Source organism: Flexivirga meconopsidis (assembly GCF_026162425.1).
In the GTDB taxonomy this organism is placed as follows: Bacteria; Actinomycetota; Actinomycetes; order Actinomycetales; family Dermatophilaceae; genus Flexivirga; species Flexivirga meconopsidis.
In genome coordinates this window covers 838,676-855,965 of record NZ_JAOBQJ010000001.1, presented here as the reverse complement: position 1 = coordinate 855,965, position 17,290 = coordinate 838,676, and the positions used below count along the sequence as shown (strand labels likewise).

Here is a 17,290-nt window from a genome sequence, read left to right as displayed (position 1 = left end):
TCAGCGGTTGATCGCCCACTGCGCCGCGTAGGCGACGACGCCGGTCGCCAGCACGGCCGCCGCGCCGTAGGCGAGGCGCGCGGCGGGTTCGGTGGCCGACAGGTCGGACAGCACCCGTCGTACGGCGGTGCCGACCGCGGCAGCCACCAGGCCGGCGATCAGCAGCACATTCCAGTGACCATCGGTGCCGAGGCCAACCAGCACGCCGACCGCGGCGCCGAGCAACAGGCTGATCGGCAGCACCCACTCCGCGGCGGCGCCGCGACCGAGCATGGTCTGCGCCACCAGGCCGAGCGCGCTCGCACCGGCGACGACCGCCACCGACACGTCGCCGAACGGGTGGGACGCCGCGCCGGCATAGAACGACCCGCTCGCCAGCACCGCGAGCCCGAGCGCGCTGCCGGCGATGGACAGCACCAACGCGTGCCGGCCGTCGGTGCGCAGGAGTTCGTGCAGAAACGCCAGCACCAGCGAGATAGCGAGGACCACGCTGAGCGCCCGCATGCCGTCGGCGGTGTCGCCGGAGAAGGCCACGACGCCGGCCGCGCCGAGGGCACCGACCGCGAGCACGGCACTGGTGCCGGGCGGGCGGGGCAGATCGAGCAACAGCGGCCAGCCCCAGGCGAGCACAAGGCTCGCGAGCAGCGCGGCATACGCGGTCACATCGTGCCCGGCGTAGCCACCGAGGATCAGCAACGCCGCCGCAAGCACCCCGGAGACGAGGCCGAGCGGGGCGACGGTGAGACGGGCGGGGGACGCGGTCACGCTGGCGGGTGGCACAGGGCGCATCTTCCCATCACCCGCCGGCGAACGGCGGTAACACCTCGACAGTGCTACCGGCCGCGAACTCGGCGCCCGCGCCGATCCGGCGGCCGTCGACCAGCAAGGACGCCACCGCGAACACCGGCTCCAGATCGGGGTGTGCGGCCACGGCGGCAGCCTGCAACTGCTCGGGATTGCCCGCCTCAAGTTGCTCCTCGTGCACACCGGCGGCGGCCTGCGCACCGGCCCAATAACGCACCGTGACCTGCTGCATGAGGCGGCCTTCCTGACGGTTTCGCGGAGTGTGGCGCCGGTCACCGCGGCACCGAACCCGGTGAGCGACGCTGCCGGGTTCTCTATTGTTGCAAGGTATGACGCGATCCCCGGACCACGGTTAGCCGTCTCGTGGCCCGACTGCTCCTGCTCACCGACTCGCCCGGCGCGAGTGTCGAAGTGCTGCCCGCACTCGGTCTGCTGGGGCACCGGGTGCGCATCCTGCCGCCCGAGCCGCAGGCCCTGGTCGAGCCGCCCGACTGTGACGTGGTGCTGCTCGACGCGCGCCGCGACCTGGCCGGCGCTCGCGGGCTGAGCCGGTTGCTGCGGACGAGCGGGCAGTCCGCGCCACTGCTCGCGGTGTTCACCGAGGGCGGTCTCGCAGCGCTGACCGCCGAGTGGCAGATCGACGACGTCATCCTCGACAGCGCCGGGCCCGCGGAGGTCGAGGCCCGAATCCGCCTCGCGACCAGCCGGGTCGCCCCCGAGGAGTCGGAGGAGCCGGCCCGCATCACCGCCGGTGAACTCACCATCGACGAGGAGGCGTATGCCGCACGCATCCGTGGCCGCACCCTCGATCTGACCTACAAGGAGTTCGAGCTGCTGAAACACCTCGCGGCCCACCCGGGCCGGGTATTCACCCGCGCCCAGTTGCTGCAAGAGGTGTGGGGTTACGACTACTTCGGCGGCACCCGGACGGTCGATGTGCACGTGCGCCGTCTGCGCGCCAAGCTCGGCCCCGAGCACGAGGCGCTGATCGGCACCGTGCGCAACGTCGGCTACCGCTTCGTCGGGTCGTCGGAGCAGCGGCAGCAGCAGGAAGCACCGAGCAACGCGTGAGCCGGACGCGACCGGCGTCGCAAATGCACCGGTGCGGCAGGATGAACTCGTGACTGCCGCATCCCCGACCGCCGCCGAAGAACTCCTCGCCGTCGCCGCGCGCGCGACCGCCGCCGACGGCGTCGAACCCTTCTCGGAAGCAACCAGGCTGGCGCTGCGTCATACCGAACCCCAGCACGTGATCCGCAGCGCCGACGCGGTCGTCGCGGGTGGGTATGTCGCGGACGACGGCTCGGCCGAGATCGTCGTCGACCCCGGCCACCGCCGCCGCGGCTACGGCGAGCGCATGGCGACCGCGGTGCTGCAGCAGCGGCCGGACGCCCGGCTCTGGGCGCACGGGGACCTGCCCGGGGCACAGGCGATCGCAGGCAGCCTCGGTCTGCAGGTGGTGCGCAACCTGTGGCAGATGAGCCGGCCGGTCGACGCCGACCCGCGGATCGAAACACCGCAGGTGCCAGCAGGTTTCACCGCTCGCACCTTCCACCCCGGCGATGAAGAGGCGTGGCTCGACCTCAATGCGCGCGCGTTCGTCCACCACCCCGAACAAGGCCGTATGACGAGGGCCGACCTCGACGAGCGGATGTCGCAGGACTGGTGGGACCCGCAGGGGCTGATCCTCGTCGTCGACGACTCCTCCGCCGTCACCTCGCCGTCATTGTCTGACTCGGCTGGCATCGTCGCCTCGCACTGGACCAAGATCGAGCCGGCCAATCCGAGCGAGGGAGAGGTCTACGTGGTGGCGGTCGACCCGGGGCACCAGGGCCACGGCCTGGGCAAGGTGGTCACCGCGCTCGGCCTGCAGCACCTGAAAGACCGTGGTGTCAGCCGCATCTCGCTCTACGTGGAGGGCGACAACGAGCCGGCCGTGGCGACATACACCCGGCTCGGTTTCGAGCGCAGCGCCGTCGATGTCATGTACGCGAGGCCATAAGCTGCGGCCTCGCCCCAGCTTTGCAACGATAGGAACCATGGACGCCACGGAGCCGGCCACTTCCCCCGCCGTCGATCCGGCCACCCAGACGGCAGCCAGCGACGCGTCGCTGGTGCGGCTGCAGACCCGCGCGGCGCAGCGCGCCCGCGGCTCCAACGGCCGCTTTATCCGGGTCGCGCCCGAGCTGGCGACGCCGGACGAGCAGCTACCCGACGACCGGTTCCTGGATCGGGAGATCTCCTGGTTGCAGTTCAACGAGCGGGTCCTGCAACTGGCCGGCGACCCCCTGGTGCCGCTGCTCGAACGTGCCCGGTTCCTGGCGATCTTCGCCTCCAACCTCGACGAGTTCTTCATGGTCCGGGTCGCCGGTCTCAAGCGCCGCATCGCCACCGGGCTGGCGGTTCGCTCCGCATCCGGGCTCGAACCGCGCGAGGTGCTCGACGAGGTCAGCAACGCCGCGCACGAGCTGATGCAGGTGCACGCGCGGATGTTCCAGACCCACATCCGTCCGGCCCTCGCCGACGAGGGCATCCGCATCGTCCGCCCGGGCGAATGGACCGACGGCGACCGCGAACACCTGAACACCCTTTTCCGCAACCAGATCTACCCGGTGCTGACCCCGCTCGCGGTCGACCCGGCGCACCCGTTCCCCTACATCTCCGGCCTGTCGCTCAACCTCGCGGTCGTGCTGATCAACCCCAAGACCGGCCGCGAGCACTTCGCCCGGGTCAAGGTGCCGCCACTGCTCCCCCGGCTGATCAAGCTGCCCGCCGGCGAGCAGGACGACAAGCTGTATGACGCGCGCTTCGTCACCATCGAGGACGTCATGGCCGAGCACCTGCAATACCTCTTCCCGGGCATGGAGGTGCGCGAACACTTCACCTTCCGGGTGACCCGCAACGAAGACCTGGAGGTCGAGGAGGACGACGCCGAGAACCTCCTGACCGCCCTGGAGAAGGAGCTCACCCGCCGGCGCTTCGGACCCCCGGTGCGCCTCGAGGTGGCCGACGACATGGACGACCACGTGATGGATCTGCTGATCCGCGAGCTCGGCGTTCGTGACGACGAGGTCTACCGACTGCCCGAGCCGCTCGACCTGCGTGGGCTGAATACCGTTGCCGATCTTGACCGTTCGGAGTTGCGGTGGCCGGCATTCGTCGCCAAGGCGCATCCGGACCTGGCACCGGTCGAACGCTCCGCACAGTCGGACGTGATGGAGGCCATGCGCGCGGGCGACATCCTGCTGCACCACCCTTACGACTCGTTCTCGACGTCGGTGCAGGCCTTCATCGAGCAGGCCGCCGCCGATCCGCACGTGCTCGCGATCAAGCAGACGCTCTACCGCACCAGCGGTGACTCGCCGATCATCGACGCACTGATCGACGCCGCTGAGGCCGGCAAGCAGGTGCTCGCGGTCGTGGAGATCAAGGCCCGGTTCGACGAGGAGAACAACATCACCTGGGCCCGCAAGCTGGAGCGTGCGGGCGTGCACGTGGTCTACGGGATGGTCGGGCTCAAGACGCACGCCAAGCTCTGCCTGGTGGTGCGCGAAGAGGGCGGCGAGATGCGCCGCTACGCGCACGTCGGCACCGGAAACTACAACCCGAAAACCGCTCGCCTCTATGAGGATCTGGGGCTGCTGACCACCGACCGGGAGGTGGGCGAAGACCTCTCGCGTCTGTTCAACCAGTTGTCCGGTATGGCGCCGCGCAGCAAGTTCAAGCGCCTGCTGGTCGCCCCGCGCTCGGTGCGCACCGGGCTGATCGAGCAGATCGACCGCACCATCGCCGCGGCGCGGGACGGCAAGCAGGCGCGGGTGCAGATCAAGGTCAACTCGATGGTCGACGAGGAGGTCATCGACGCCCTCTACCGCGCGTCGCAGGCCGGCGTCGACGTCGACATCTGGGTGCGCGGCATCTGCGCCATACGACCCGGGGTCGAGGGGTTGTCCGACCGGATCACCGTGCGCTCGATCCTCGGCCGCTTCCTGGAACACTCGCGGGTGTTCCGCTTCGTCATCGAGGGCGAGGACGACGTGGTCTTCATCGGCAGCGCCGACATGATGCACCGCAACCTGGACCGCCGGGTCGAGGCGCTGGTGCGCCTCAGCTCCGGTAGGCACATCGAGACGCTCGCTCGTCTGCTCGACCAAGCGATGTCGCCGGAGACGTCGTCCTGGCACCTGCACGGCGACGGACGCTGGGAGCGACACCACCTCGACACGGAAGGAAATCCGTTGCGCGACCTGCAGGCCGGGCTGGTCGAGACCTACGCCAAGCGCAAACGCAAGGCCCGCCGCCGGTGACGGCGCGCACCACGACCCGGCGCCCGACGACGGTGCCGGCGGCCGGTGCCGTGCTGTGGCGGCGCGACGGCGAGCAGTTGCAGGTGGCGTTGGTGCACCGACCCAAGTACGACGACTGGTCATGGGCCAAGGGCAAGCTCGACCCGGGCGAGACCTGGGTGAGTGCGGCGGCCCGGGAAGTGTTGGAGGAGACCGGTTTTCGACCACGCATCGGCATCCCGCTGCCGCGTTCGGTCTACTCGATGCAGCGCGGACAGCTGAAGGAAATCCGCTACTGGGCCGCCGAAGTGATGGGCGGCAGCGGCGAGTTGGAGAACGAGATCGACGAGGTCGCCTGGCTGAGCCCGGCGGCGGCGCAGACCCGATTCAGTTACGTGCGCGACGCGCTACAGCTGCAGGCGGTGGTCGATGCCCACCGCAGCAAGCTCCTGCAGACCTGGCCGCTGGTGGTGGTGCGGCACGGTGACGCGGTCGCCCGCAAGGGATGGTCCGGTGACGACTGGAACCGGCCGCTGGACGACCTCGGCAAACGGCGCGCGCGAGCCCTTGTGCCGGTGCTTGCGGCATACGGCGTGGAGCGAGTGGTGACCTCGCCGTCGGCCCGTTGTTACGGCACGGTGCAGCCGTATGCCGCTGCCGCCGGGCTGCGCCTGCGCACCAAGGACGGCCTGTCCGAGGAGGGTTTCGCCGCCGACCCGGCCAAGGCGGTGCGCCACACCGACCGGGTGCTCGAGCACGGCGAGCCGGCCGCGATCTGCACCCACCGGCCGGTGTTGCCCGCCGTGCTCGGCGATCTGCGACGTCGTACCACGCCAGGTTCCGGAGCCTCACGCGCTCTCGGCGAGATCGAACGGACCGGGATGGACAAGGGCGAGGCCCTGGTCTGCCAGGTCGTCGGCACCGGCAAGGGCGCTCACGTGGTCAGCGTCGAACGGCAGCGCCCGGCGGGGGCCTTTCTCCCCACGTTGTGACGGCATTCACCCGTTGTTCACCAACGCGGCGGTATTGCGTCATGCGACGTCCCTAGCGTCGGCGCGACGGGTGAATCGCTCGTCATCGCTGACCTGGAATCCCTCGAAAGGCACCACTCGTGAAGATCACGCGTATTGGGCGCGCCTCCAGCGTCGCCGTCGTCGCGGCGCTCGCGCTCGCTGCTTGCGGTAGCTCCTCCAACAACGACAGCTCCAGCTCCGCACCCGCGGGTGGCTCGGGTTCTGGCGCCGCCGCCGGCACCGCTACCGCATCCGGCGCGGGTGACTGCTTCTCCGGCAGCCTGAACGCAGCCGGTTCGACCGCGCAGCAGAACGCGATCACCCAGGCGATTTCGAGCTACCAGAGCAAGTGCAACGGCGCCAAGGTGTCCTACAACGGCACCGGTTCGGGCGCGGGCATCACCTCGTTCATCGCCAAGCAGGTCGACTTCGCCGGCTCCGACTCGGCGCTCAGCCCCGACAAGGGCGAGCCGGCCAAGGCCAAGGCCGCGTGCGGTTCGGACGCGCTGAACCTGCCGATGGTCACCGGCCCGATCGCAGTCGCGTTCAACGTCAAGGGCGTCGACAAGCTCAACCTCACCCCCGACCTGATCGCCAAGATCTTCTCCGGCAAGATCACCAAGTGGAACGACCCGGAGATCGCCGCCGCCAACAAGGGCGCGAAGCTGCCGGACACCAACATCTCGGTCTTCTTCCGGTCCGACGAGTCGGGGACCACCGACAACTTCACCAACTACATGAACAAGACCGCCCCGAAGATCTGGACCGACGAGAAGTCCAAGAAGTGGACCGGCAAGGTCGGCCAGGGCAAGTCGAAGACCGCTGGTGTTGCGACCGCGGTCAAGGCCACCGACGGCGGCATCGGCTACATCGAGTGGGGCTACGCGGTCCAGAACAAGCTCAACTTCGCCTCGGTGAACGGCGTCGAGCTGACCGGCGCGTCGGCGGGCAAGGCCGTCGAGGCCGCGCAGGTCGTCGGCACCGGCAAGGACCTGTCGCTCAAGCTGGACTACACGACCAAGGAGCCCGGCGCCTACCCGATCATCCTGGTCACCTACGAGATCGTCTGCTCCAAGTACGCCGACGCGACCAAGGGCAAGAACGTCAAGTCGTTCCTTTCCTACATGGCGTCGCCGGACTTCCAGAAGACCCTCGAGGGCGTCGGCGCGGCCCCGCTGCCGGCCGAGATCCAGAGCAAGGTCGTCGACTCGATCAACTCGATCAGCTGACGATCCGACAGCATCACCTGCGGGGGTATCGCGAGGCACGCGATACCCCCGCAGCCACGATCGGCCCCAGATAATGAGAACCAAACCTCCCGCCATACGCACCCCCCGGCTATCAGGTATGACGCTGCCTGAGCACCTCACGGAGATCAGATGAGTTCATCGACCGGCGCCTCGCTCTCGGACGAGCTGCCCGACCCCGACGGACGCCCGCCACTGCGCGGTGACGACGCCAACACCGGCCGCGCCGGCGACAAGGTCTTCGGCGGCCTGGCCATCGGCAGCGGCATCGTCGTCATTGCAATGGTCGTGCTCATCGCGATCTTCCTGCTCTTCCAGGCGATCCCGGCGATCGGCGACGACAAGGTCAACTTCCTCACCAGCCGCGAGTGGAACGTCTCGGGTCGCCGCTTCGGCATCCTGCAGATGTTGTGGACGACGGTCGTCACCTCCGTCGTCGCCCTGATCATCGCCGTGCCGTTCGCGGTCGCGATCGCGCTCTTCCTCACCCACTACGCACCCAGATGGTTGGCCGGCCCGGCCGCCACGGTGATCGACCTGCTGGCCGCCGTGCCGTCGATCGTCTACGGCCTGTGGGGCGTCATCATCGTCGCGCCGAAGTCCGAGGGCCTGCAGAACTGGCTCAGCGACGTCCTGGGCTGGTTCCCGCTCTTCGCCAAGGTGCCAAGCGTCGGCGGAGGCACCACGATGTTCCTGGTCAGCATCGTGCTGGCGATCATGGTGCTGCCGATCGTCACAGCGCTCACCCGCGAGGTCTTCTCGCAGGCGCCGGCGGCGCACCAGGAGGCTGCCCTCGCGCTCGGCGCCACCAAGTGGGAGATGATCCGCACCGCCGTGCTGCCCTTCGGCAAGCCCGGCATCATCAGCGCCTCGATGCTCGGTCTCGGCCGGGCACTGGGCGAGACCGTCGCCGTCCTCTACATCCTGTCCGCTCTGCCGGACAGCTCGAAGTGGACCTGGTCGCTGTTCAACGGCGGAGACACCTTCGCCGCCAAGATCGCCAACAGCGCCTCCGAGTTCACCGGAGGCACCTCGACCGGCGCCTACATCGCGGCCGGTCTGGTCCTCTTCATCCTGACCTTCGTGGTCAACGCGGTGGCGCGGGTCGTCATCGAGCGTAGGAAGGCATTCAGCGAATGAGCCTTGATGTGAAGGATATTCCCGCTTCCGAAGCCGGTGACCTCGGCGGCATCGACCACGGCAAGTCCGGCATTCGCGTGCTGAAGAACAACATCGCCACGGTCCTGATCTGGGCGGCGTTCCTCATCGCACTGATCCCGCTGGTGTGGATCCTCTGGACGGTGCTGTCCAAGGGCCTTTCCACGATCCTCACCGTGACCTGGTGGCAGAAGGACCAGTCCGGGGTCGGCGCGCCCGGCTTCGACACCAACGTGCGCGGTGCTCGTCACGCGATCATCGGCACCCTCGAGATCGCGGCGGCGACCTCGGTCATCGCCATCCCGATCGCGGTGATGACCGCGATTTACCTGGTGGAGTACGGCCGCGGCAAGCTCGCCCGCGGGGTGAGCTTCATGGTGGACATCCTTTCCGGTGTTCCGTCGATCGTCGCTGGTCTGTTCATCTACGCGGTGTGGGTGACTTTCTTCGGCTGGAAGCTCAACGCGTTCTGCAGCTCACTCGCGCTGGTGCTGCTGATGGTCCCGGTGGTCTGCCGGTCGACCGAGGAGATGCTGAAGCTCGTCCCGAACGAGTTGCGGGAGGCGTCATACGCGCTCGGGGTGCCGAAGTGGAAGACGATCGTCAAGGTCGTGCTGCCGACGTCATTCTCCGGCATCGTCACCGGTTCGCTGCTCGGTTTCGCCCGCGTCGCCGGTGAGACCGCACCGCTGCTGATTCTCGCGCAGTACACCCAGTTCCTGAACTACAACCTCTTCTCCGGGAACATGGCCGCGTTGCCTACGCTGATCAATGTCAACGTGCCGAACATGGCCGGTGACCAGGTCAGCGCCGACCGGGTCTGGGGCGCCGCCTGCACGCTGATCCTGCTCGTGCTGGTCATCAACCTCCTGGGCCGATTGATCGGCCGCCTCACTCGGGTCAAGAGCTGACCCCTTCGACGACTGACTCCCACCACTAGCAGCTAGGAAGCAACACATGGGCAAGCGCATCGACGTCAAGGACCTGAACGTCTTCTACGGGGACTTCAAGGCCGTCGAAGGTGTCTCGATGACGGTCGAACCGCGTTCGGTGACCGCGTTCATCGGTCCGTCGGGCTGCGGGAAGTCGACCTTCCTGCGCACGCTCAACCGGATGCACGAGGTCATCCCCGGCGGTCACGTGCAGGGCAAGGTCATGCTCGACGACGAGGACCTCTACGCACCGGGGGTCGACCCCGTCGCCGTGCGGCGCACCGTCGGCATGGTCTTCCAGCGGCCGAACCCGTTCCCCACCATGTCGATTCGCGACAACGTGATCGCCGGGCTGCGGCTCAACGGGGTGAAGAACAAGAAGGTGCTCGACCAGAAGGTCGAGGAGTCGCTGCAGGGCGCCAACCTCTGGAACGAGGTCAAGGACCGGCTGAACAAGCCGGGCGCGGGCCTGTCCGGTGGTCAGCAGCAGCGCCTCTGCATCGCGCGCGCGATCGCGGTCGAGCCGCAAGTGCTGCTGATGGACGAGCCGTGCTCGGCGCTCGACCCGATCTCCACGCTCGCCATCGAGGACCTGATCGGCAAGCTCAAGGAGCAGTACACGATCGTGATCGTGACGCACAACATGCAGCAGGCCGCCCGCGTCTCGGACAAGACCGCGTTCTTCAACCTCGAGGCCACCGGCAAGCCGGGCAACCTGATCGAGATGGACGACACGCAGCAGATCTTCAACAACCCGAGCAAGAAGGCCACCGAGGACTACATCTCCGGTCGCTTCGGCTGATCAGTCGCCCTCGTATGACGTGAGCTTCGTCATACAGATCGGATGTTTGCCGGATTCAGGTGTTCTGGTCGGGTGCCCGACCTGCATCATTGAAGGGTGGTCAAGGACAAGGAGTCCCGACGCCCACGGTTCCTCGCCCGCAAGGGCGACACGCTGAAAGTCGCCGACTCCGCAGGTAAGAAGCACACCGCCCAGGTCGTCGCACTCGACGACGACCTCACCAAGGAGCATGGCAGTTTCGCCTTCGGCTACTGCAAGAGCTGCGACTGGACCGGCCGCGCCCGACGATCGCGCGACAAGGCTCGCGACGACGCGCGTGACCACCACAAGCTCTGCGACGGCAAGGGCAAGGTGGTGCTCGGAGTCACCGACCACCGCTGAGCGCCGCGGTCAACGCGGGGCCCGCGTGGGATCAATCACGGGCCGGCCGGTCAGGGATGGAACAAACCACCGGGTGCATGCCGTTAGGCTTCATGTTGCGTCGGGCCGCGGCAGCCCCGGGTCCCAAAATTCGCCGCTACGAGCGGCCGTGCGCCGTGAGGCGCTCCCGGCCCGACGCAGCTACTCTCGCTAACTCAGATCCCCAGCCCGCCATGCGTTCGCCGCACGGTGCAGGTCATGGGCGGTCGTGAGCAACTGGGCTGCGCTACGCGTCGCCTCGGCGGCTGATGCGTCGTCGACCACGTCGTGCTCGTCGGCCCGATAGGCACGGCCGATGGACACCACCCGGCAGAACGCCGACGCCCGGTCCAACGCCACCGCCAGGTCGCCGTCGAACACGCCGGTGAGGATCGCATCGACGAGCTCGCGCAGCGCTTCCGGCGACGGCGGCTCCGCAGCACCGGCCACCGCATGCGACACATCCGCGTGGTGCCGGCCGAGGTCGTAATCAATGGCGACCCCCACCCCGTCCCGGCGCACCCACTCCCGGATCGCATAGAGCCGCCAGAGCGCACCCGGCAGGCTCACCGCAGGGCGTCCGGCCCACAGCTGCGCGACGGTCGACATGCCGAGTTCGTCGACCAGAGTCACCAACCGCCGCGTCAGGTCCGGGTCGTCGGCAGCACGTCCGGTGCCGACCAGCACCGCGGCCGTCTCGTGCGCCACCTCGGAGACTTCGGCGGGATCGAGTCCACTCTCCTGGGCATCGAGCGCACCGGGGCTGAACATCGCCGGCCGGCGCGGCTTGCGAGGCTCGTCGCCGTGGTCGGTCATGTCGCTCCTTCGCCGCGAGGGATTGATCTGACCGGTCGAGGGTAAGCGATCGCCCTGGGAGCCAAACGGGCAGAACGTCGTGTGAGGTGTTAATCCATCCGGTTGAGACCAAGGACCACGACGACCGCCTGGCCGGCGGCGTTGCTGGCGGCCAGGTCGACCTCGGCGTCGATGCCCCAGTCGCCATCCCCGTCGGGGTCGGAGACCACCTGGCGGACTTGCCACTTCTCCTTGCCTTCGTCGATCCGCAGGTATGACGGGCCGCGCGCATCGGCGTCGAGCACCATCTCGTCGTGGTCGGCAAAGTATGCGGAAAGGTCGTCGTGCCAGGCGGATTCGTCCATCACGGTCTCAGTGGGCGGTTCGGTGGAAGCGGCGACAGAGCGCTCGAGAGCGGCAAGAGCGATCACGTCCCGGCGCGCGGCCAACTCCAGCCGGTGGAACATGCCGCGCCGGATCTGGACCCGGAATGCCTTGCCGTTGGCGGTGATCGGGCGTGGCGTCAACGGCACTTCCGCGGCGCGCTCCTCGTGCAGCGAAGGGTTGGCCAGCTCTTCCCACTCGTCGAGCAGGCTGGAGTCGGTCTGCCGGATGACCTCGCCCAACCATTCGATGAGATCACCGAGTTCGTCGTTCTTGCGCGCATCCGGCACGGTCTGCCGCAATGTGCGATAGGCGTCGGTGAGATAGCGCAGCACGATGCCCTCGGACCGGGCGATGTCGTAGAAGCGCACCAGATCGCCGAAGCTCCAAGCGTTTTCGTACATCTCCCGAACCACCGACTTCGGCGACAGCTCGGTCTCACCGACCCACGGCTGGCTGGCCCGATAGGTCTCGAAGGCGGCATCAAGCAACTCGGCCAACGGTCTTGGCCAGGTCACGTCCTCCAGCAGCTCCATCCGCTCGTCGTACTCGATCCCGTCCGCCTTCATCTTCGCGACGGCCTCCCCGCGCGCCTTGCGCCGTTGCGCCAGCAACACCGGACGTGGGTCCTCCAGGATCGACTCGATCACCGACACGACGTCGAGTGCCTCAACCTCGCCGTCGGTCCCCTCGACCGCCGGCAGCACGTCCAGGGCCGCGAGCGCGAAGGGTGCCAGCGGCTGATTGAGCGCGAAGCCTGACTGCAGGTCGGTGACGAGTTGCACACCTCGTCCGTCGGGCAGCGGCTCCGGCAGCCGCTCGACGACCCCTGCGGTCAGCAGCTCCCGGGTGAGGGTGATCGCGCGGCGGGCGAGCCGCCGTCGGCGCCGTTCGTCCTCGTGATTGCCGCGCACCAGGTCGCGCACCGCGACATACGGATCGCCTTCGCGGGCAATGAGATTGAGCAACATCGAGTGGGTGATCCGCATGCGTGAATGCAGCGGCTCCGGGTCGGCGGATACTAGCCGCTCGAAGGTCTCCTCGGTGTAGTTGACGAAGCCTTCCGGTGGCTTCTTGCGCTGCACCTTGCGCAGCTTCTTCGGGTCGTCACCGGCCTTGGCGAGAGCGCGGGCGTTCTCGATCTGATAGTCCGGCGCCTGCACCACGACCGACCCGCTGGTGTCGAAACCCGCGCGGCCGGCCCGTCCGGCGATCTGGTGAAACTCCCGCGCCTTGAGCAGCCGCTGGCGACTGCCGTCGAACTTGGTCAGCCCGGTGAAGACCACGGTGCGGATCGGCACGTTGATGCCGACGCCTAGGGTGTCGGTGCCGCAGATGACCTTGAGCAGCCCGTCCTGGGCAAGCGTCTCGACCAGTCGGCGGTACTTCGGCAGCATGCCGGCGTGGTGCACCCCGATCCCGTGGCGCACCAGGCGGTTCAGCGTCCGCCCGAAGCCGGCAGAGAAGCGGAAGCCGCCGATGATCTCGCCGATGCGGTCCTTCTCCTGCCGGCTCAGCATGTTGATGCTCATCAGGGCCTGGGCCTGCTCCAGAGCGGCTGCCTGGGTGAAGTGCACGACGTACGCCGGGGCTTCCTTCGCCTGCAGCAGCTCCTCGATCGTCTCGTGCAGCGGAGTCATCGCCCATCGGAACGCGAGCGGCACCGGACGCTCGGCGGTCGCGACCGTCGTCGTCGGCCGACCAGTCCGGTCGGTGAGCTCCTTCTCGAAAAGGGCAACGTCGCCCAATGTTGCTGACATCAAAAGAAATTGCGCCTGCGGCAACTCCAGCAGCGGCACCTGCCATGCCCAGCCGCGCTCCGGCTCGGAGTAGAAATGGAACTCATCCATGATCACCAGGCCGACGTCGGCGCCCGAGCCCTCGCGAAGGGCGATGTTGGCCAGCACTTCCGCCGTACAGCAGATCACCGGGGCGTCCGGGTTGACCGAGGCGTCGCCGGTCAGCATCCCGACGTTGTCGGCTCCGAAGACCTCGCACAGTGCAAAGAACTTCTCCGAGACCAGCGCCTTGATCGGCGCGGTGTAGAAACTGACCCGGTCGCCGGCGAGCGCCGCGAAGTGTCCTGCCGTCGCCACCAGCGACTTACCGGATCCGGTCGGTGTCGCCAGGATGACGTTGGCGCCGGCGAGGAGTTCGATGATCGCCTCGTCCTGGTGCGGATAAAGCGTCAGTCCGCGGGAGTCGGCCCACTCGACGAAGCGCGCATAGATCTCGTCGGCATCGTCGGTGGCCGGGAGTCGGTCGGTGAGGGTTGTCGTGGTCATCGCCCGCTCATGATCGCAGGCGGGCGCCCTCCGGGGCGTACGCGCCGTGCGTTCGGCACAGCCACCGCAGCGCGTCGGGTATGGCGGAGACCCACACACTCATCCGGTGACCGACGCGCCGCCAGGTCATCGAGGTCACCGACATCGGCGGCCGCGCATCGCGCGCGAAACGCTCGCTCACTCTCCCGGAGACCGGGTCCTGCAGGGCAACCAGCACCCATGCCGACACCCTCGGCGGCGCATCGCGCTCCATCCGCAGCAGGTCGTACCGAGCCGGCAGCGACTTGCCGAATGGGTTCCAGGAGTTGAAGATCGGCTTGAAATAGCCACCGAGCACGATCATCGAACCGAAGCGGTCGGGGTGGTTCATGGCGGTCACCGCGGCGCACCAGCCGCCGGCGCTGTAACCGAGCGTGGTCCACGACGCCGGATCCGGCCTGACCCGCAGATTGCGGATCACCCATTGCGGCACATCCTTGCTCAGCCAGGTGTTCATCGGCATGCCCGGGCCGTCGACGCACTCGGTGTCGAGGGCGCCCGGCGTGTAGTCCGGTGCCACGACGATCGTCGGCGTCATACGCCCCTCGCGGACCAACTTGCCGATGACCTGACCGATGCCGATCGGTCGACGCATGTCTCCGGGGCCGCCCGGCACGCCGTGGAAGGCCTCGATCACCGGGAAGGTGCGGTGTGACTGCGCCGGATCGGTGTATGCCGCAGGCAACCACAGCACCAGTCGCGTGGGGCGCCCGGTCGGGCCCGGGACGCGCACCGTGACGTACTGCCCGCCGCCGCGCGGGTGCGCGCGCAACCGCATGGTCCCCTCGGTGCGCTCGCGACTCGCGGCATACGACGTCCGGGCCTGCGCGTCGGCGGCGTCCGCCGACCGGTTCGCACCGAGCAGCGGGAGGCTCGCGCCATGAGTTGCCTCGACACCGTGTGGTTTCGCCTGGCCGAGCAGGTCATTGCGCAAGTCACCCCAGTCGGCATACCAGCCGTTCTGTTGATTGAGCGTCGCACCGACCGCGAGGACGACCAAAAACGTTGTCAACGCTTGCATTCCAACTCGACCGGTGACGGCGAGCACGGTGCGCCCGGAAAATCTCGGCCACCAGATCACGCCACCGGCGAAGGCAGCGACCGCCAGCAGCCAGCAAAGCAGCACCGTGCCGGTGCCATTGGGTTCCACGACGACAATCCCCCGATTCCGTCAGCACCGCGGGCGCCCCGATGCGCCCAGCGGACACATCATGCCCGGCAATCCTGAATGCTTCAGGAGGCGGCTCGCGCCGGGGCGAAGGCCGGGAGGGTCTTGCCCAACCAACCCAGGCCGACCGGCAGCGCGGCCATGAAGACCGAGATGCGGTGCCCGACCCCGGGCTGGCTGAAGGTGGTCACCGACAACGGCGGGCGCGCGACCCTGGCCAGCTGCGCGGATACCTTGCCGGAGGTGGGGTCGGCGTCGGCCACCTGCAGCCACAGGCTGGTCCGCGGCGGGCGGTCCGCCGCGAGCTGCAGCAGGTCGTAGCGTGCCGGCGGGCCGGCCTTGCCGAACGGGTTCCAGTTGGTCAGCTCCGGGGTGAAGTAGCCGCCGATGACGATGCTCGCGGCATACCGGTCCGGGTGGAGCAGCGCGGCCATCGCCGAGCACCAGCCGCCGGCGCTGTAGCCCATGGTTGCCCAGGAGTCCGAACTCGTGCGCACCCGGAAGTGTGCGCTGATCCATTGCGGCACGGTCTGGGTCAGCCAGGTCTCCATCTGCACGGCACCGCCGTTGAGGCATTCGGTGTCGACCGCGCCGGGCATGTAGTCGGGGAAGACGAGGATCGGCTCGCCGACCTTCTTGTCGGCGATCGCCTTGGCCATCACTCCCTCGACGTGGTCGACCAGCTTCCAGTCCAGCGGGCCGCCGGGTGCGCCGTGGAAGCCTTCGATGACCGGGTAGAGGCGATCCTGCTGCTTCGGATCGGTGTATGACGCAGGCAGCCACACGATGACCCGCCCGAGACGCCTGCCCTTCGGCAGGCCGGTCAGACCCGGCACGGTGACCCGCACATACTGACCTGTCGGTCCCGGACTGGGGATCAGCTTGAGGCTGCGCTCCGTCGCGACCCGCGTTGCCCGGAACTTCGCTACCGCCGAATCATCCTGTTGTTGCTGCATTTTCGGGTCGACCCGCGGTTGCGGTTTCGCGCCGGCGACCTTTGTCTCGCCCTTGGCAGCCGACGGTTGCACCCCGAGCGCCGCGTCGCGCACCTCACCCCACCCGACATACCAGTCGTACTCGTGATTGAGCGTGGCGGTCGCAGCGGCCAGAGCACATACGATGACCGCGACCTGGGTGGCCAGCCGGGCGGCGATGCCCCGGATGCTGCGCTCACCGATGAACTGCCAGAACCACACCGTCACGCCGACGACACCAGCCGTCAGCAGCCACAACGCGATCATCGTGCCCAGACCGTTTGGGCCCATGGCTCACCCACTCCCCCGACTTACGAACACGCCACCTGGACTCGAATGGTCATCGGTCAAACTGGACGGACGGTGGCAGCCCCCTGCACGTACGGCGCAGGCTACGTGACGGCCCGGGCGGGCGGTCGGGCGGATGTGACGGGCACGCGGGCGCCGACTACGCTGGGCCACCGCAACGCAGGGGCCTTTAGCTCAATTGGTAGAGCTGCGGACTTTTAATCCGTAGGTTGTGGGTTCGAGCCCCACAGGGCCCACCAATTGTTTTGGTCATGACGTCGGGGACGTCGATCCTGAGGCGTGAGCCGGCGGCTTTCCGCCGGCGCTGCTGCGGGTGGTCGTGACGGTCTCCATGGCTTGCGACGCGGATGGGAATCCCAGGTAGCTTGCCAGCAAGACCATCAGGGCGGACGGCGCAGCGTCATTGACACCGTGTCGGCGCGCCAGTGTGAGGTGCGTGCGAAGGCGTTCGTCGGTGACACCTTGGGCGGTCAGTGCCGTGATGATTGCAATGCTGCGGTCCCGGTCGGTCAGGGCGGGGTTCGACCATGAGCCGCCGCCGGCGGCGGCAATCGCCGCGTCGGCAAACATCGTCCCGACGCGAGCGGCCAGCTGCTCCGGCACGTTGTCTTCAGGGGCCCCAAGGATCGCGGCGTACACGCCAATCCCTCGAGAACGTACCGCCGCTGACTCGACCGCGGCTGCCTCCGTGCCTT

The 17,290-nt window shown here is 68.1% G+C and carries 16 protein-coding genes and 1 tRNA gene; 10 read left to right on the top strand and 7 right to left on the bottom strand.

All coding sequences use genetic code 11. From position 1 onward, the window contains the following. Together N2M23_RS04150 and N2M23_RS04145 are read right to left on the bottom strand one after the other, a co-directional pair. The gene (locus N2M23_RS04150) at positions 1-780 is read right to left on the bottom strand and encodes a hypothetical protein (protein WP_265443504.1); all 780 of its coding nucleotides are present in this window, start codon (positions 778-780) and stop codon (positions 1-3) included. Between the two features lie 16 nt (positions 781-796). Next, positions 797-1,036, bottom strand: a complete 240-nt coding sequence (locus N2M23_RS04145) for a MoaD/ThiS family protein (RefSeq protein ID WP_265443503.1) — start codon at positions 1,034-1,036, stop codon at positions 797-799. A gap of 131 nt (positions 1,037-1,167) precedes the next feature. Between N2M23_RS04145 and N2M23_RS04140 the strand changes: the two genes are divergently transcribed. The 9 genes from N2M23_RS04140 to N2M23_RS04100 all read left to right on the top strand — a co-directional run bounded on the left by N2M23_RS04140 (position 1,168) and on the right by N2M23_RS04100 (position 10,623). After that, entirely contained in the window at positions 1,168-1,875 is a 708-nt protein-coding gene (locus N2M23_RS04140; protein WP_265443502.1) for a winged helix-turn-helix transcriptional regulator, read from the top strand. A 49-nt stretch (positions 1,876-1,924) separates the two neighbouring features. Next, positions 1,925-2,806, top strand: a complete 882-nt coding sequence (gene mshD / locus N2M23_RS04135) for a mycothiol synthase (RefSeq protein ID WP_265443501.1) — start codon at positions 1,925-1,927, stop codon at positions 2,804-2,806. A 37-nt stretch (positions 2,807-2,843) separates the two neighbouring features. After that, a complete protein-coding gene (locus N2M23_RS04130; protein WP_265443499.1) occupies positions 2,844-5,111 on the top strand; it encodes an RNA degradosome polyphosphate kinase in 2,268 nt (755 codons plus the stop codon). Continuing rightward, positions 5,108-6,082 (top strand): NUDIX hydrolase, encoded by a 975-nt coding sequence (locus tag N2M23_RS04125; RefSeq protein WP_265443498.1) that lies wholly within the window; start codon positions 5,108-5,110, stop codon positions 6,080-6,082. Before N2M23_RS04130 ends, N2M23_RS04125 begins: the two co-directional genes overlap by 4 nt. 119 nt (positions 6,083-6,201) lie before the next feature. After that, positions 6,202-7,332, top strand: a complete 1,131-nt coding sequence (gene pstS / locus N2M23_RS04120; RefSeq protein ID WP_265443497.1) for a phosphate ABC transporter substrate-binding protein PstS — start codon at positions 6,202-6,204, stop codon at positions 7,330-7,332. Positions 7,333-7,482: 150 nt separating this feature from the next. Continuing rightward, positions 7,483-8,490, top strand: a complete 1,008-nt coding sequence (gene pstC / locus N2M23_RS04115; protein ID WP_265443496.1) for a phosphate ABC transporter permease subunit PstC — start codon at positions 7,483-7,485, stop codon at positions 8,488-8,490. Between the two features lie 8 nt (positions 8,491-8,498). Beyond that, a complete protein-coding gene (gene pstA, locus N2M23_RS04110) occupies positions 8,499-9,419 on the top strand; it encodes a phosphate ABC transporter permease PstA (protein WP_265443495.1) in 921 nt (306 codons plus the stop codon). A gap of 46 nt (positions 9,420-9,465) precedes the next feature. Further along, positions 9,466-10,242, top strand: coding sequence for a phosphate ABC transporter ATP-binding protein PstB (gene pstB / locus N2M23_RS04105; RefSeq protein ID WP_265443494.1), 777 nt, complete (start codon positions 9,466-9,468; stop codon positions 10,240-10,242). A 96-nt stretch (positions 10,243-10,338) separates the two neighbouring features. Continuing rightward, a complete protein-coding gene (locus tag N2M23_RS04100) occupies positions 10,339-10,623 on the top strand; it encodes a hypothetical protein (RefSeq protein WP_265443493.1) in 285 nt (94 codons plus the stop codon). Between the two features lie 189 nt (positions 10,624-10,812). On the opposite strand, the gene N2M23_RS04095 is transcribed toward N2M23_RS04100, so the two are convergent. From N2M23_RS04095 to N2M23_RS04080, 4 genes are all read right to left on the bottom strand, one after another. Further along, a complete protein-coding gene (locus tag N2M23_RS04095; RefSeq protein ID WP_265443491.1) occupies positions 10,813-11,457 on the bottom strand; it encodes a hypothetical protein in 645 nt (214 codons plus the stop codon). Positions 11,458-11,546: 89 nt separating this feature from the next. Continuing rightward, the gene (locus N2M23_RS04090; protein ID WP_265443490.1) at positions 11,547-14,105 is read right to left on the bottom strand and encodes a DEAD/DEAH box helicase; all 2,559 of its coding nucleotides are present in this window, start codon (positions 14,103-14,105) and stop codon (positions 11,547-11,549) included. Positions 14,106-14,112: 7 nt separating this feature from the next. Beyond that, on the bottom strand, positions 14,113-15,294 hold the full coding sequence (locus tag N2M23_RS04085) for an alpha/beta hydrolase (RefSeq protein ID WP_265443488.1): 1,182 nt from the start codon (positions 15,292-15,294) through the stop codon (positions 14,113-14,115). An 83-nt stretch (positions 15,295-15,377) separates the two neighbouring features. Then, positions 15,378-16,577 (bottom strand): alpha/beta hydrolase, encoded by a 1,200-nt coding sequence (locus N2M23_RS04080; RefSeq protein ID WP_265443487.1) that lies wholly within the window; start codon positions 16,575-16,577, stop codon positions 15,378-15,380. A 181-nt stretch (positions 16,578-16,758) separates the two neighbouring features. Between N2M23_RS04080 and N2M23_RS04075 the strand changes: the two genes are divergently transcribed. After that, positions 16,759-16,834 (top strand) — tRNA-Lys (locus tag N2M23_RS04075). Between the two features lie 10 nt (positions 16,835-16,844). Here the strand turns inward: N2M23_RS04075 and N2M23_RS04070 are convergent. Next, entirely contained in the window at positions 16,845-17,234 is a 390-nt protein-coding gene (locus N2M23_RS04070) for a carboxymuconolactone decarboxylase family protein (RefSeq protein ID WP_265443486.1), read from the bottom strand. Positions 17,235-17,290: the final 56 nt, after the last annotated feature.